This window comes from Succinimonas amylolytica DSM 2873, from assembly GCF_000378405.1.
In the GTDB taxonomy this organism is placed as follows: domain Bacteria; phylum Pseudomonadota; class Gammaproteobacteria; order Enterobacterales; family Succinivibrionaceae; genus Succinimonas; species Succinimonas amylolytica.
Window position 1 is genome coordinate 224,193 of the sequence record NZ_KB899636.1, and the last position, 15,815, is coordinate 240,007.

Consider the following 15,815-nt stretch of genomic DNA (forward strand, 5'->3'; position numbering starts at 1 on the left):
TTCATGCTTCCGGTTTTGCATCTTCCAACAGATGCAAAACCCTCCGCATTATTCTATAATAAATCCTGCGACGCAACCTTGGAAGTAAAAGAGTACTGGTAATATGCACCCTCACCACAAAACAGACCTTCTGAAGCTGGGCGTACTTGTCTCCTGCATTGTCCTGCCTATCCCGTCTCTGGCCGGAAGTAAGGATCTGTTAGATACCCGTACTGCCTACGATGCCCGCTGCCTTGCCGATGTCCCGCCCTACGTCAAGAATGCCAAAAACCAGGATCCCAACCAGACTCCTGTTTCCATCACCGCGGACCATGCCGCTGCCGATCTGCGCCACAGCGTAAACTATTCCGGCAATGTAGAAATTGTCCAGGGACAGAAAACCCTGAAGGCTGATAATACCTCCTTTAACCACCAAACTCAGGATATCAAGGCGTCTGGAGATATCTTCTATCAGGATGGCGAGGTTACTGTTAAGAGCAATACCACCCTGACCACTAACCTTAAAACAAATGACACCCGCCTTGACAAGGCCACGTATCGTCTGAACGGTACCCTGGTAAGGGGCTATGCAGATGAAGCGGTAATAACGGATCAGGCCAATAGAGTTTCTCTCCGAAACGCCTATATAACCACCTGTCCCCAAGATAACGAAACCTGGAAAATCAGCTCCTCCGAAATCGAAATGGATAAGAACGAAGTGTTCGGGGAGGCCTACAACACAGTATTCTGGTTTCACGATATTCCTGTTTTCTATCTTCCGTACCTGAATTTTCCAGTAAAGAACCAGAGAAAATCCGGCCTTCTCTATCCGGTAATCGGCTGGTCCTCATCCGATGAAATTCTCCTGAAAACCCCGGTGTACTGGAATATCGCCCCTAACTACGATATGACCATCACCCCAACACTTATTGGAAGACGGGGCCTCCTGATGGAAAGCGAATTTCGCTATCTTCCTTTCGCTGGAACCCAGGGGAGCATGATGGGGCAGTATATCCACCATGACAGAAAGAGACGGGATGACAAGGAACCGGACAAATTCCACGAACGCTGGCTTTATACTCTGAACCACAAGAGCTACTGGGACAACCGTAATTTTGGCCTTGAAGCCGACTACACCAGAATTCGCAGCGGGGATTTCAACTATATTGATGATTTTGATCCCTCTTCAGTAAGCACCATCGACAACCAGCTGGTACAGGAAGCCAAAGCCTTTGTAAATCTCCACAATTTCGACGCTTCGGTACGAATGCTTCGGTATCAGCTTCTCATCCCCGACACCTTGCTGATATTCCAGCCTTTCAGAATCGAACCGGAACTTAAATTAGGCTACCATAGTACCGTGGATTCCTGGTTCAGCTATAATTTAGGAATGACCTACTCCAATTTCAGAGTAGACGGCCACTCCAGAGATACCGGCTATGACGCCCAGAGAATCCATTTCGAACCTGAAATCACAGTTCCTCTAGTCGACTACCGGGGTATTAATCTCACTTTCCGGGAAAAGCTCTTCTATACTCATTACGATCAGAACATTCCCCATTCCAGACCACTGAAATATCCGGTGCAGATCCTTACCGCAGATGAAATGAAGCCATCAACTGACAGATTCCTTAATCTCTCCGAGATCCGAGGCAAGGTGACATTCACCAACACTCTGGATAACGGACACACTCTGACTCTGGAACCGGAGGTGCAGTACATCTACATTCCCTATAAAAACCAGGAAGCCATCGGTCTTTATGACACACTGGATCGGGTATATGATTTTGATTCCCTTTTCAGCTACCGGAAATATTCCGGTCTTGACAGAATTTCCGACGCCAACCGCATAAGCTATGGCCTTACCCACCGGATATACGATCAGGAATTCCGGGAAATACTCCGTTTTCAGATCGGACAGGGATACGATTTCACTGCCCAGCGGGTAAAACTTACCAGATATGATGATGCTGACTATTATCGCCGCACCCCCATATCCACCGCTTTGAATGTAAGTCCTTTTCAGGGACTCTCAGCGCACGGGGATCTGGTTTATGATACCGAATACTCTCAGCTGTCCAGCTGGAGCGGCCTTCTTAACGGGGCATATGATGACTTCAAAGGCCAGATTAACTATCGCTATAAGAAAAACGGCAATCAGACCATGAAGAACGATATTATCGATCTTCGTCAGCTGGGAGGATCCTTGCAGATCCCCCTAAGCCGTGACTGGCATGCCATCGGCGTCATGTACTACGATCTCTATCAGAAGAAAAATATCGATCAGAAGCTGGCCATCAAGTATGATTCCTGCTGCTACTCCCTGGGCGTTCAGGTTGAAAGATACAACAGACCTGACAACTATACCCTCACAGCAGACAACGAAACAAAATTCGGGGTATTCTTTGAACTCAAGGGACTGGCCAACGTCGGTGCCGACACCTCCTTCACCACTGAAACAAAACTTCTGCCGTATAACGATACGGTCAATCTTAGCAAATAGGTATAACATGCTGAAGAAACTTTTAGCCGCCGCCGTTGTTCTGGGAACTATAACCGTAGCGCCTGCCTATGCCGCCACCGCAACTCCCGTAGACAGGACTGTGGCAGTAGCCAATAACGACATTATTCTGGAAAGCGAGCTTACCAAGGCTTCCGAAAACCTGAAGCACAATCTGCGTCGCATGGGACAGGAACTTCCTCCTGACGACATCATCAGAAAAAACGCCCTGGAAAGGCTTATCATTAATAGCCTGATTATGCAGATTGCCGAGAAAAACGGCATCACCATGACAGACTCCGACCTGGACAGAGCTATCAGTCATATGGCGGCCATGAGCCATACCACTGTTCCCGCCATGCTGGCACAGGCTGCCAAAGAGGGGTTCAGCGAAGCCGACTACCGTAACGAAGTCAGAAACAACGTCATCATCGGCGAGGTCACCAGATCCCAGGTAAGAAGCCGGATAAACATTTCAGATCAGGAGGTAGAGCAGCTAGCTCTCATGCTCAAGGACAACGCCTCCGCCATGAGCTCCTACCATCTCGGACTTATTTTTGTAAAACTGGATCCGGATGCCACCCCTGCCGTAACCGATGCCGCAAACCGCAAGATGAAGCAGATCAAGGATGAACTTGCCAGAGGCAAGGTATTTGCCAATGTGGCAGCAAGGTTTTCCGAAGCCCCTACTGCAGTAAACGGCGGCGATCTGGGAACTATCCCGGAAAGTCAGCTTCCTCCCTATATTGCCGATGCCGTCAGGGATCGCAAAAAGGGAGATCTGGTGGGACCATTCCGCACCGAGCAGGGGCTTAATCTGGTAAAGATTTACGATGTGGGCGGAATGACTCCTGAACCGGTGGAACAGGTTAAGGTAAAACACATCCTTCTCAAAACCAGCATTATTTTTGATGACAAGTCTGCCGAATCCCGTCTTGCCAGCTTCAGATCCGAAATTGAAAACGGAGACAAGACTTTTGATGAACTGGCACGCAGCTACTCCGAGGACTATTCGAACTCCTTCGACGGCGGACTGATGGACTGGATGAACCCCGAGGTTTTTGATCCCGCATTCCGAGACGCCATTGCGCTCCTTAAGCCAGGGGAAATAAGCCAGCCCTTTAAGAGCAGCTTCGGCTGGCATCTGGCAGAGCTTGTGGGCAGAAAAGTTGACCGGGATTCCCTGGAGGCCTACAAGGTCAAGGCCCGGGAGATTCTCTTCAATCGCTCAATCAACGAGGAAAGTGAACGCTGGCAGCGTGAAATCCGCGATTCCTCATACGTTAAAATATACGAATAGCTTTCTGAATTTCAGGCATGCCTCCGAACCGGAAATCTAGGTACCGGGAACGTTTCATGGCTGTGTCAGGAAAGAAACGGGAAACATCCGGGTAATTCGCAAAGCATCACGTATCTGGATTTACTCTGCTCCCGTTCATTCCTGATTATCATTGCCTGAAACGGTCTCCTCAAGGCACCGCATTCATGCTGTCCTGCAAAATCGGCACTGCAGAATATATTACATGAAGCCTTATTTTTAATTTTTTGCAAATACTTTCCGGCGCAAGGTGCCAAAAGTCTGGACAGAAACATCACCGGAAAACACTTGACGATCCATCATGAACGCCTGCTCACTCTATAATCTCCTGACCAAACGTCAAAACAACAGATGTCTGCCTGCATATCAGCCAACAAATTCAGGCATAAGCAGAAAAAAGCTTATATCATGGTACTCGAGGGATCGAAGTTGCGTATGCTGCGAGCTTCAGAAATAATGCCTCCGGCTTTCCCACCGTTTACGTATACAGCCTCTGGGCCGAGAAGACATTCATTTTGGCTTTTTCCAAAGCGTGAAACGCCAAAAGATGCTAATCTGTACCCCGTTCGGAAAAGGCCCGCACTGCAAGAATCCTCCGGAATCCGGACTAACAAGTATTATCTTCAGGAGAAACACAATGAATGACAAGGTAACCTTCGGACATGTTGCAAGAAAGCGTTTCGGACAGAACTTTCTTCAGGATGCCACAGTAATCAACAATATTGTCAACGCCATAAATCCGCAGAAAGACGACTTTATTCTGGAAATCGGCCCCGGACTTGGAGCGCTTACCGAGCCTGTAGCCGAAAGAGTTACCAGGCTAAACTGCATTGAGCTTGACCGGGATCTGGCGGAAAGACTCCGCCACACTCCGTTTCTAAGTGACCGGCTGAATATCATTGAAACCGATGCGCTGAAATTCGATTTCCGGAGTCTGGCTACTCCCGAAAATCCGGTACGGGTTTTCGGAAACCTTCCCTATAACATTTCCACACCTCTTCTTATCCATCTTTTTTCTCAGAGCGAGGTAATCCGCGACATGCACTTTATGCTTCAGAAAGAAGTGGTGGAAAGACTTGCCGCCGCCCCGAATTCAAAGGATTACGGACGACTTAGCGTTATCACTCAGTTTTACTGCCGCGTAATTCCCATCATGGAAGTCCGGCCCACAGCATTCCGCCCCGCCCCCAAGGTCACTAGCGCCGTAGTGCGTCTGGTACCCTACCGGGAAAGACCATGCAATGTCCGCAGCATCGCGGCTTTGGAAAAAGTACTGGCCGTAGCCTTCAATCAGCGGCGTAAAACCGTTCACAACAGTCTGGCTCCCCTGTTCGATGATACCCAGCTTGAAGCTTCGGGAATCTCCCTGACATCAAGGGCGGAAAATCTCTCTCTCAGGGACTACTGTACCCTGGCAGATCTTCTGGAGGAATAGTAATGTCTCTTAAAAGCGAACTCTTATCACGGCATCCGGAAATTTTTGAGGATCATGATGTCCTGGCCATGGGATTTTTTCCGGACAGCGAAATCACTGTCCTAGCCAGAAATGCCAGAAGTCTCTGTGTCTGGTGTACTGACTACGCGCAGTTCCGTAATCTTGTTCCGGCGAATTTTGCTTCTCCTGATTCCGACAACACCTCCAACCAGGATCTGATATTCCAAAACAAAAATCAGACCTTTGTATTCGGCACTGCTCCGAAACCCGTGACACGGCCGTCGAAAGCCCTTATCTACATGAGCAAGAACAAAAAGGAAAATATTTTCTATATCCGCACAGCGTGCAGTATTCTTCCTGAGAATTCCGAGGTTTTTGTTATCGGCGGGAACGACGAAGGCGTACGGGGAATGGAGACCATACTTAAAAATTCCGGCCCCTCGGAAAAATATGACTACGGAAGAAAGTGCACTCTCTTCAGACTGCTGGTTACCGGCACCAGCCGCAACGATGCTTCTTCCGCATCTCTCAGCACTGAGGCTTCTCCGGAATACTATCGTGCGGAAATCGGAAATACGGATTTAAAGGTGGCCATGATCCCCGGCGTATTCAGCATGGACAGAGCGGATGCGGGAACCATTTTTTTGCTGGAAAATCTCAAGGATCTGGATCTCTCCCGGATTAACAGCATTCTGGATGCCGGAACCGGATCCGGAATAATCGCGGTATTCCTGAAAAAACTCCTGCCTCATGCCCGGATTACTGCTGTGGACGTCAGCGCTTTCGCTCTTGAGGCTACTAGAAGAACCGCTATTCTGAACAATGCCGAAATCACGGTTATCCCCTCGGATATGCTAGAAAACACCGCCCGGTATGATCTGATTATTTCCAATCCGCCGTTTCATGTAGGAAAGCGCCAGGTATTCGGACCGGTACTGAATCTTATCAGAGACTGTCCGCGCCATCTTTTGCCAGGCGGTTTCTTTCTCATGGTGGCAAACACCTTTCTACCCTATGAAAATCACTTATCCCAGGCATTCTGCAAAAGTGGTATCAAAAACCGCAATTCACAGTACAAAATACTGTATGGTTTCACGAAATCGCTGTCATGATAAGTTATAATCTTGTTTATACAGGCAGTCAGGGAGACAAATCATGGCGGGAGTACTGGCAATGGTTCTGGCCGGGGGCGAAGGCACAAGACTGCAGCCGCTTACGGTCACCAGAAGCAAACCGGCCGTTCCGTTTGGCGGTAGCTATCGGCTTATCGATTTTGTTCTTAATAATTTTGTCAATTCCGACATTATCAGAATCTTTGTTCTGACACAGTTCAAAAGTCAGTCCCTTTATATGCATATGAAAAAGGGCTGGACGGTGAACGGCATTCCCGGGTGTTTCATTGATCCGGTTCCAGCCCAGATGCGTATGGGTAAACGCTGGTACGACGGCACCGCGGATGCCATTTATCAGAATCTCAGTTTTGTAGAAGGCAGTTCACCGGATCAGGTCTGCATCTTCGGCAGCGATCATGTCTATAAAATGGATATCCGCCAGATGCTGGCCTTTCATCGGGAAAAACGTGCCGAACTTACTGTTTCCGCTATCAGGGTTCCTATAAAAGCAGCCAGGTCCTTCGGTGTCATCGAAGTTAATCCCGACGGAAAAATGATCGGTTTCGAGGAAAAACCCAAAAATCCAAAATGTATTCCCGGCGATCCGGAGCATGCTCTGGTATCCATGGGAAATTATATTTTTGAGGCTGCCGCCCTTTACCGGGAGCTGGAGATGGATGCTGAAAGCTTTACCTCGTCCCACGATTTCGGCCGCGACATTATTCCCGACATGTTCCCGAGAGCCCCGGTTTATGTTTACGACTTTCTGACAAACGTCATTGCCAACGAAACATCATCGGGATACTGGCGAGATGTCGGAACGCTCGACGCTTTCTGGGAAGCAAATATGGATCTGGTAGCATCTCCTCCAAAATTCAACCTTTACAATCCTTCCTGGCCGCTCCATACCCATTATCCGCCGTTACCTCCGGCCGCCTTCAGAGACACCCCAAATTATAAATGCCGGATATCACAGTCTCTGATTTCCGCAGGAAGCAACATTAGCGGAGGCTTGGTGGAAAAAAGCGTTATCGGCTTTAATTCCGTAATTGAGGAAGGTGCCGAAATATCGGAATGCGTCATAGTTGGCGACGTAAAAATCGGTGCCGGATGCCGAATCCGCCGCGCAATAATCGACAAGCATGTGGAAATCGCCCCAGGATATGTTATCGGGGAAGATTTCGAACGTGACCGCAATTTCTTTTCCGTATCAGATGGTGGCATTGTTGCCGTTCCCAAGGGGGCCAAAATAGGCTTCTGATCATGAAAATATTATACCTTTCCTCCGAGGTAGTACCCTATGCAAAAACCGGCGGGCTGGCCGATGTGGCCAAAGCCCTGCCAATGGCGTTAAAGCAGAAGGGGCACGATGTCGTGATAATGATGCCCTGCTACGGCAAAATCAATGGCTGGCGGTATTTTCCGGTAGTGGCAGAGCTGGTAATGCAAAACGGCATACCGGAGAACGCCATCAGCTATAAAATCCGCGAAGGCAATATAGACGGCATTCGGGTGTGGCTGGTGGATTATGAATACTACTTCAACCGCAACAACCTCTACGGTGAGAATAATACCGCCTATCAGGACAACGGCGAACGTTTCGCATTTTTTTCAGCTGCCTGTCTGGAAGCGGTACTGGCGATGAACTTCTGTCCTGACATTATCCACTGCAACGACTGGCATACTTCCCTGACCCCCCTTATTCTGTCAGTGAAATATCAGAACAACGAATTCTACAAAAACACCAGAACCGTCCTTACTGTGCATAACGGCTCATTTCAGGGAATTTACGACCGCAGCCAGCTTTGGATGATCCCGGAACTTTCACATATTCATAATGACAGCATCGAACACGGATACGGTAATATCAATTATCTGAAATGCGGGGTCTTTTATTCCAACAAAATCAATGCCGTAAGTCCCAGCTATGCGGAGGAGCTGACAACTTTCCTGGGCGGGCATGGCATGGCACAGAATTTCATTGACAGAATTTCAGACCTGTGCGGCATCGTCAACGGCTGCGACTATACCGACTGGGATCCGTCAAATGATCGGGAAATTCCATTCCACTTTTCCGAAAATAAAATTCACAACAAAAAACTCTGCAAGTACCTGCTACAGGAAACCACCAATCTTCCGGTAAAGGATGTACCGGTATTCGGGATGGTCTGCCGGCTTACGGAACAGAAAGGCGTAAACCTGCTTATCCCGATTCTCAAGAATTTTCTGGAACACGAAGTGCAGTTTATCCTCGTAGGAACAGGAGATCCGTCCCTGGAACAAAGTCTGAAGCCTTACACTACTGAGTTTCCCAAGCGTTTCGTGTTCAAGAGTGTGTACGACAATCATCTGGCCCATCTGGTAGAAGCCGGAGCAGACTTTTTCATCATGCCCTCCCTGTTTGAACCCTGCGGTCTCAATCAGATGTACAGCCTGGCCTACGGAACTTTGCCCATAGTCAGGGCTGTTGGCGGTCTTAAGGACACCGTGACCTGCTATGATGACGATTCCGACAATGCCACCGGCTTTGTGTTTTCAGAACCGGCGTCCTACGAGCTGCTTAACTGTCTTAGACGGGTGCTGATATTCTATCTTCAGGACAAGGCGGAATTTCAGCGCATTAGAAAGAATGCCATGAGAATACGCTACAGCTGGGATAAATCCGCCTCGGAATATGAAACCATGTACCGGAGCGCCCTGAATTCTCCTCAGAAAATCTGACATCACTACACACTTTCAAATCCTTTCACTACGCTCCGCCTTCCCCGCAAAGCGTGTATAATTACCGTCGTTTTAAGGCAGGAGCATATATGAAATACTTTATTGACAATCTGGAAGGTCCCCGCAGAATCTCACCCCGGGCAGCATTTGCAAGTCCTTTTCAGGCTTTGGCAATGATGCTGAATATTCCGGGAATGTTCACCATCTCCATTTTGGCAGGAATGCTGTGTCTTCTTTCCGCAGCCATTCCGTTTCTGGCTTTTTTCATCGTTCCCATGTCTCTGAGCCTGGTGATGGCCAAAACAGTCTCCGCCATTTGCGACAGCGAATCAGACTGGAAGGAACTTAATAACTGGGTCTATTCCAAACTGAAGTTAAGGGTATGGATCTTTGCTTTGATGAGTCTCCTTCCGCTGATTGCAATTTTCGGAAGTATCATTAACCTTATGCAGAATACCGGGGCTCCAAATACCGGCAATGCCGCCGCCATCTATTACATCATTATCGCCATCATGTTCAGCGGAGTCTGGGGACTTGCACTGTTCTCTGCTAATTTTCTGGCTCACCGGGAAAACAACGGCATCTCTGTATCCTGCCTTCAGGCCATCTCTCTTCTTAAGGAAAATGTCGTTCCGGTAATTATCATGCTTATGAACTGGTTTATGGAACTCGCCCTGATCTATTGCCTGCTGGCATCGGCCGTAATAACAGCTCCTATGCTTTTCGGGAACACCAGTCCTCTGGCAATAAATATTTTTACCTGGGGATTCCTCTTCATTGTTATGACTTTTTTTCTGAGTCACTACCTCATAACGCTTAGTATTCTCGGATATCAGATTTTTGCTCCGGCAGAAAAGGAAGATGATTCCGTACCACAGGAATAAATTCCGCACGACATGTTCCAAAAAAGCACGTCCCGTGGATTTGTTCCGCCACACTTCTTTTCTTATTTATTATTTTCAAAAACAGCAAAAGCGGCTATTGGGAAGTAATAATGAGAGTCTGGTGGCCTTTTTTCTGATGACGGCCAAAGCACGGCAGTTCTCATTTTCTAGAAAAGACTGCCGAATACATGCCAGGCAAGAACCTGCATACAGTATCGTTCCCTGCATATATGCTCACGAAAAAGGGGCACGCAACACTGCCTGCCCCATAAGTATTAAGTTTCCGGAGATACCTCGCCGGATTCCTGTTTTCTTAAAGCCTTCTTGGCTCTCTTGGCCGCAAAGTCCGGTTTTCCCTTGTTCTTTTTATCTCTCAGGCGTTCCTTGCTGTGAGGCTTTCTTTCAGGTTTTTCACCGGCCATTCCGCCTCTCTTTTCAGTACCAGCTCCTTCTCGGGATTTTTTCTTCCTACGGGAAAACTCCGGAGTTTTGTTCTTGGGACGAAGGCCTTCTATCACCCTGGTATCCTGACTGTCTCCGGTATAGCGCTGCACCTTTTCAAGCATCGGAACGTCATGAGCCTCCACCAGATTAATGGCCGTTCCCTTTCTGCCAGCCCTGGCAGTGCGTCCGATACGGTGCACATAAACATCTGCGGTTCTCGGAAGATCAAAGTTGATAACATGGGTGATATCGGTAATATCTATACCTCTGGCCGCTACATCCGTAGCGATAAGAATCCTGACCGTGTTGTCAGAAAATCTCCTAAGACCCTCCAAACGCTTTTCCTGATCCATCTCCCCTCTGAGATATGAGAAGACGAACCCGTCTCTCTCAAGCCTTGATACCAGATTCTGCAGGCCTTCTCTGGTTTTAACAAACACCAAAGACTTTTCCACAGACTTGTCCCGAAGCAGTGCCTCAAGAAGCTGGATTTTGTGCTCGAGAGAATCCGCATGATAATTGTACTGATTAATCTTCTTGTGTTCAGATCTGGGAGAATCCACATGAAACTCCACGGGATCCTTTAGCACCGTATTAGCAAATTTAGTTAATATCCCGCCTTCCAACGTTGCAGAAAACAAAAATGTCTGATCCCTGCGGTACGCAGCCCGGGAAATTTCCCGCACATTGTCGATAAACCCCATGTCCAGCATTCTGTCAGCTTCATCCAGAACCAGAATTTCCACAGCACGAATATCGAACATCTCCTTTCTGAGATACTCAATAAGACGTCCCGGAGTCGCAATTACAATATCAGTTTTTCCGGTAAGAACGGGAAGCTGTTCCTCGTGATCCACCCCCCCTATCAGGGTTCCCGCAGAAAGCCCCGGCATAAACTGTCCAAGAAGCCGGGTCTGTTCTGCAACCTGAAGAGCAAGCTCTCTTGTCGGCACCAGAACCAGCACCCGGGCAAGCCCCAGTTTTTTTGACGGAAAATCTATAAGGTGCTGTAGCGCCGGAAGAAGATATGCTGCGGTTTTCCCGGTTCCTGTGGGGGACTCCGCAAGAATATCACGTCCGTCCAGAGCTTCAGGAATCACGGATTCCTGTACCTTTGTCGGCTTTTTATACCCCAGCGCCTCTACTGCTCTGAGAAGTTTTTCATCAAGTTCGAATTCGCAAAATTCCATAAAAAGCCTATCCTGTACAAAACAAAAAACTGTGAAACGTCAATATGGCGGGTACCCCGCAGAAAAATACAGTCATTAAGACCTATCAGATTTTCCTGAAAAAAATTCATCCTCGGACATTCCGGCAATAATGTCGAGATATTTCAGATGCAGCTTTTTTATAACTGGCTCCAAATCTTCAGGACTGGGCATATTCGATCTGATAACATCATCACTTTTTCGAATTCTTTCGTCCTGAGGCATCTGCTTCTCAACAATGCTTTTTGCTATCATCCGAGAACAGCCGTCACGCTCCATGGTGCGCTGTATCTGCGTCTCGGTATCGGAAATCATGCATAAAATCCGGTTGGTAAGGGAATCCAATCCATACTCAAAAAGAAGCGGAGCCTCCACCACCGTATAAACTCCGTCGGCAGCATGTATCTCCTTTTTGATTTCCGCCATAATTAGGGGATACATGATTCTGTTAAGGCGAGCCAGACTTTCCGCGTCGCTGAATACAAGCTGCCTCAGAGCTCTTCTGTCAAGCGTTATCCCATCACCGTTTTCGGTTACGGAACTGCCAAAAGTAGCAACAATATCAGAAATTCCCTGAGTTCCTGGAGCTACCACCGTTCTGGCTACCGTATCTGCACTGATGACTGTGCAGCCATAGCTTCTGAAAAAATTACTGACAGTAGACTTACCGGTTCCAATGCCCCCGGTCAGTCCTAAAATCCACTTTTTACTACCTTTCATAAACAGCATACCAGAGAAAAGGGGCTATTCCAGCCCCTGAGCCGAATCCGGAAAGTCCTTCCTATGACATGAAATAACCAGCTCCACGATTTCTCTGAGTTCCGGATCCCCGGGAACCACGTTTCTGAGAAGGTAACGGACAAGCTCCAAATCAGAACACATGAGGAGCTTTTCGTAAAGAGCCACCGTTTCATCGGGCAACTCCGGAATATGCCGGTTAACAAAAGGCTCCAGCATCAGATCTATTTCCTTCATCCCTCTTCTGGACTGCCATCTCAGGGAATCAAGTCTGCCTGCTGTTATCATAAAAATCCCGCCTTTCAAATACTGTAACAGTTACCAAATGAACATCCGCACAATGCTGCTGTGTTTTCGGAACAGCAGATACTGAGCTCAGACTGCAATCTCGGCCTTTATCGGAGGATAAGGATCATATCCCTCCAAAATAAAGTCCTCATACTGATAGTCAAAAACAGATACCGGCTTTCTCGCCAGACGCAAAGTCGGCAACTTTCTGGGGGTTCTGGAAAGCTGAAGCCTGACCTGTTCAAAATGATTAAGATAAATATGAACATCACCGCCAGTCCAGACAAACTCCCCGGGCTCAAGGTCGCACTGTGCAGCAATCATTGAAAGCAGCAGAGAATAGCTGGCAATATTAAAAGGAAGCCCCAAAAAAGTGTCGCAACTTCTCTGATAAAGCTGACAGCTCAGTCTGCCTTCAGAAACATAGAACTGAAACAGCGCATGGCATGGCGGCAACTTCATATCAGGAATATCAGCAGGATTCCAGGCGCTGACAATAAGTCTTCTGCTGTCCGGATTGCGTTTAATATCGGCGATCACATTGGAAATCTGATCTATATGCCCGCCATGATAATCGGGCCAGGAGCGCCACTGATAACCGTACACCGGTCCCAGATTGCCTTCGGCATCAGCCCACTCATCCCAGATGGTCACCTTATGATCATGGAGATACCGGATATTGGTGTCTCCCTTTAAAAACCACAAAAGCTCATAAAAAATCGACCGGGTATGACATTTCTTGGTAGTAACCAGAGGGAACCCCTGACTGAGATCAAACCGCATCTGATAACCAAAAACCGACTTGGTACCGACCCCGGTACGATCATGACGCACGGTTCCGTTATCCATTATGTGTTTCAGAAGATCCAGATACTGCTTCATAAAATCCCTCCAGCCTAACGCCGCTAATTATACCCCAGCCGCAGGAATTTATCTCATGGCAAGGAACAATCAGACTTGCTTAGTCTCCGCCGTCCCCGGCAATAGTCAGAAACACTACGGCTTTTAGAAGAATGCGAGTCTGAAAATTCCGGAAAAAGAATCGCCTGCGAAAACTCCTTCAGAATTTTTCGGTAGACATCCTTTTTGAAGGACACTACCTGTCTTATCGGATACCACAGAGATACCCAGCGCCAGTCATCGAATTCCGCCGGAACCGAAGATTTATGAAAGGCAATTTTTTTGTCCGCTCCCTCATTGATTTTCAGCAGGAACCATTTCTGTCTCTGCCCGACACATACCGGCTTTTCATCCCAGTGAACCATTCTGCTGGGAAGATTGTATTTAAGCCAGGATCTGGATGACTGAATATAGGTAACATCATTTCTGGTAAGTCCCAGTTCCTCTCTGAGCTCCCGGTACATAGCTCCTTCGGGGTTCTCGCCATGCTTAATCCCCCCCTGGGGAAACTGCCAGGAATTCTGCCCAATGCGTCTGGCCCAGAGGACCTGCGCCGAGCTATTGAATATTACTATTCCTACATTCTGACGATACCCCTCTCCGTCTATCAGCTGATATTCCATAAGTCCTCTACAAATACGCATCCGGTTTAATAGCGATCAGTCTCGGCTATTCTCATATATCTGACTGGCAGTCAGGCCAACATCAGAATATTGAATATACTGACTAAAAGATCCGGCAACAATCAAATTTTCAACAAATGTTTCCGGGGCGCCAGAATCTCTTTCCGGAAACACCGGGTAATATTTCAGACGTACCAATATTGCCCTAGGCTGCCGGAATTTCCTTTATCCATGATAGCACCAAAACAATAACCGAGATTATCAGCCATTTTCTAGAAGCCAGAAACATTTCCGTATTTCTGAATAAGCCCGGACAAAAAAACGACAGTCTGTCTACCGTTATTTCCATGTCAGAAGAAAAATAAACACGGGACGCAGAGCAACAATTATCACTGTACCTTAAAAACGTTTTCATAACAAATATCAATCCGGCAAATGAAAAGATAACGTTTTCGGTCACTTTTATTTTTAATATTTTTATTATGATCACAATTGATGATGGCCAATATCATTTTGCATAAGACAGTAAACGCTATTTTTAAGCATTCTCTGTTATCGATATTGTGATACAATCACCATAAGTTCGAAGCTCGGAATCATCAATTCATTAAAAATCATAAATTACTATAAAGATCCGAACATACTCGTTTAACCAAAAGGAGAACACGAAAAATGAGTACAACTGTTAAGTTTCCAGCCAAATCTGCCAAGAGCAAGGTTGTAAAAATCACCTTCGAGGTTGCCCAGGACGCAGCTCAGGATGCCGCCAAGATTGAACTTCTCTGCGATTTTAATGGTTGGGATCCGGTAGCTCTCAAGAAATCTACCGCTAAGAAGACTGCCGGCAGCTTCTCTGCCACCATTGAAATCCCGGTTGCTGACATTAAGGATTCCTATCAGTACAGATTCCACTATGTTATGGCTGACGGTTCTGAAAAGTACGACAATGACTGGAATGCTGATGAGTACTGCGCAAATCCTTTCGGCGGCGAAAACTCTGTAGTTGTTGTAAAGGAAGACAAGTAACAGAGGCCTAGTCCTGAATGCATTACCGAAAAGGGAGGTTTGAAAAACCTCCTTTTTTGTTGTCTGAAAACGATATTCAAAAATGCCGCCCGATCTGACTGCTGCCGGCTCTAATCTTTGGTTTTCCTATATATATTTCCGCCGCGTTTCCCTTGTAAAATCCCAGATAGTGCCCAAAATCCCCTCAATGGGAGTGTTAAACGATCGTAAAAGTTGACCACCTAAACGAATTAAAGTTGACCACCTATAAATTATGAAACAAATAGATAATGGAGTGGTCATGAGAAGATCTAAAAAACATAAAATGTCGGAATATCTTATAAAAGAAAATGGGTATTCCAGAATGTTTGATTCAATATTTCAAAATCAGATCCATGAACTTTCTAAACAAGGAAAGTCTATCAGGGATATAGCCAGAAAATTGGGAATTTCAAGGCAATCTGTTCGTAAATACATGAATGGTATTCAACAACCAAAGGTACATGTGCAGGACAGTTTTAATAACTATTTGAAGATCAACAGAGAAACAATTAAAGAGCTGTTTTTCGAGATGAATGGACACTGTGTACCTCTGCTGAGAAAACTTAAGGAATCGTATGATGGCAGTGCGAATTTACGAGGGTTACAGATTTTCTGCAA

The 15,815-nt window shown here is 47.0% G+C and carries 14 protein-coding genes; 9 read left to right on the forward strand and 5 right to left on the reverse strand.

Features of this window, described 5'->3' with window-relative positions:
- Positions 1 to 103: 103 nt before the first annotated feature.
- The 7 genes from F557_RS0101025 to F557_RS0101060 all read left to right on the forward strand — a co-directional run bounded on the left by F557_RS0101025 (position 104) and on the right by F557_RS0101060 (position 9,949).
- On the forward strand, positions 104 to 2,482 hold the full coding sequence (locus F557_RS0101025) for an LPS-assembly protein LptD (RefSeq protein ID WP_019000412.1): 2,379 nt from the start codon (positions 104 to 106) through the stop codon (positions 2,480 to 2,482).
- Positions 2,483 to 2,489: 7 nt separating this feature from the next.
- Complete coding sequence (locus tag F557_RS0101030) at positions 2,490 to 3,779, forward strand: peptidylprolyl isomerase (RefSeq protein WP_019000413.1); 1,290 nt, start codon at positions 2,490 to 2,492, stop codon at positions 3,777 to 3,779.
- 655 nt (positions 3,780 to 4,434) lie between these two features.
- The gene (rsmA, locus tag F557_RS0101040) at positions 4,435 to 5,232 is read left to right on the forward strand and encodes a 16S rRNA (adenine(1518)-N(6)/adenine(1519)-N(6))-dimethyltransferase RsmA (protein ID WP_019000415.1); all 798 of its coding nucleotides are present in this window, start codon (positions 4,435 to 4,437) and stop codon (positions 5,230 to 5,232) included.
- Between the two features lie 2 nt (positions 5,233 to 5,234).
- Positions 5,235 to 6,344, forward strand: coding sequence for a methyltransferase (locus F557_RS23195; protein WP_019000416.1), 1,110 nt, complete (start codon positions 5,235 to 5,237; stop codon positions 6,342 to 6,344).
- 43 nt (positions 6,345 to 6,387) lie between these two features.
- A complete protein-coding gene (glgC, locus tag F557_RS0101050) occupies positions 6,388 to 7,605 on the forward strand; it encodes a glucose-1-phosphate adenylyltransferase (RefSeq protein WP_019000417.1) in 1,218 nt (405 codons plus the stop codon).
- A gap of 2 nt (positions 7,606 to 7,607) precedes the next feature.
- Complete coding sequence (gene glgA, locus F557_RS0101055; protein WP_019000418.1) at positions 7,608 to 9,065, forward strand: glycogen synthase GlgA; 1,458 nt, start codon at positions 7,608 to 7,610, stop codon at positions 9,063 to 9,065.
- Positions 9,066 to 9,154: 89 nt separating this feature from the next.
- Entirely contained in the window at positions 9,155 to 9,949 is a 795-nt protein-coding gene (locus F557_RS0101060) for a hypothetical protein (protein ID WP_019000419.1), read from the forward strand.
- A gap of 275 nt (positions 9,950 to 10,224) precedes the next feature.
- Here F557_RS0101060 and srmB read toward each other — a convergent pair whose 3' ends face one another.
- From srmB to rppH, 5 genes are all read right to left on the reverse strand, one after another.
- Positions 10,225 to 11,583, reverse strand: coding sequence for an ATP-dependent RNA helicase SrmB (gene srmB / locus F557_RS0101065; RefSeq protein WP_019000420.1), 1,359 nt, complete (start codon positions 11,581 to 11,583; stop codon positions 10,225 to 10,227).
- Positions 11,584 to 11,658: 75 nt separating this feature from the next.
- Positions 11,659 to 12,321 carry a dephospho-CoA kinase gene (gene coaE / locus F557_RS18310; protein WP_169335145.1) on the reverse strand — a complete coding sequence of 221 codons (663 nt, stop codon included), beginning with the start codon at positions 12,319 to 12,321 and terminating at the stop codon, positions 11,659 to 11,661.
- A gap of 24 nt (positions 12,322 to 12,345) precedes the next feature.
- A complete protein-coding gene (locus F557_RS0101075) occupies positions 12,346 to 12,627 on the reverse strand; it encodes an FAD assembly factor SdhE (protein WP_019000422.1) in 282 nt (93 codons plus the stop codon).
- A gap of 87 nt (positions 12,628 to 12,714) precedes the next feature.
- Positions 12,715 to 13,509, reverse strand: a complete 795-nt coding sequence (locus F557_RS0101080; RefSeq protein WP_019000423.1) for a thymidylate synthase — start codon at positions 13,507 to 13,509, stop codon at positions 12,715 to 12,717.
- Positions 13,510 to 13,562: 53 nt separating this feature from the next.
- Entirely contained in the window at positions 13,563 to 14,138 is a 576-nt protein-coding gene (gene rppH, locus F557_RS18315; protein ID WP_044142767.1) for an RNA pyrophosphohydrolase, read from the reverse strand.
- 684 nt (positions 14,139 to 14,822) lie between these two features.
- Between rppH and F557_RS0101095 the strand changes: the two genes are divergently transcribed.
- Together F557_RS0101095 and F557_RS18320 are read left to right on the forward strand one after the other, a co-directional pair.
- Entirely contained in the window at positions 14,823 to 15,176 is a 354-nt protein-coding gene (locus tag F557_RS0101095) for an early set domain-containing protein (protein ID WP_019000426.1), read from the forward strand.
- 280 nt (positions 15,177 to 15,456) lie between these two features.
- Positions 15,457 to 15,815, forward strand: a 359-nt coding sequence (locus tag F557_RS18320; RefSeq protein ID WP_245539374.1) for a helix-turn-helix domain-containing protein, incomplete at its 3' end; no start/stop codon positions are given.

Excerpts from the sequence above, each read along its gene's own strand:
- F557_RS0101095 (WP_019000426.1), top strand. The coding sequence starts at position 14,823 with ATGAGTACAACTGTTAAGTTTCCAGCCAAATCTGCCAAGAGCAAGGTT.
- F557_RS0101080 (WP_019000423.1), bottom strand. The coding sequence starts at position 13,509 with ATGAAGCAGTATCTGGATCTTCTGAAACACATAATGGATAACGGAACC.
- glgA (WP_019000418.1), top strand. The coding sequence starts at position 7,608 with ATGAAAATATTATACCTTTCCTCCGAGGTAGTACCCTATGCAAAAACC.
- glgC (WP_019000417.1), top strand. The coding sequence starts at position 6,388 with ATGGCGGGAGTACTGGCAATGGTTCTGGCCGGGGGCGAAGGCACAAGA.
- F557_RS23195 (WP_019000416.1), top strand. The coding sequence starts at position 5,235 with ATGTCTCTTAAAAGCGAACTCTTATCACGGCATCCGGAAATTTTTGAG.
- F557_RS0101060 (WP_019000419.1), top strand. The coding sequence starts at position 9,155 with ATGAAATACTTTATTGACAATCTGGAAGGTCCCCGCAGAATCTCACCC.
- rsmA (WP_019000415.1), top strand. The coding sequence starts at position 4,435 with ATGAATGACAAGGTAACCTTCGGACATGTTGCAAGAAAGCGTTTCGGA.
- F557_RS0101025 (WP_019000412.1), top strand. The coding sequence starts at position 104 with ATGCACCCTCACCACAAAACAGACCTTCTGAAGCTGGGCGTACTTGTC.
- F557_RS0101030 (WP_019000413.1), top strand. The coding sequence starts at position 2,490 with ATGCTGAAGAAACTTTTAGCCGCCGCCGTTGTTCTGGGAACTATAACC.
- srmB (WP_019000420.1), bottom strand. The coding sequence starts at position 11,583 with ATGGAATTTTGCGAATTCGAACTTGATGAAAAACTTCTCAGAGCAGTA.
- F557_RS0101075 (WP_019000422.1), bottom strand. The coding sequence starts at position 12,627 with ATGATAACAGCAGGCAGACTTGATTCCCTGAGATGGCAGTCCAGAAGA.
- coaE (WP_169335145.1), bottom strand. The coding sequence starts at position 12,321 with ATGAAAGGTAGTAAAAAGTGGATTTTAGGACTGACCGGGGGCATTGGA.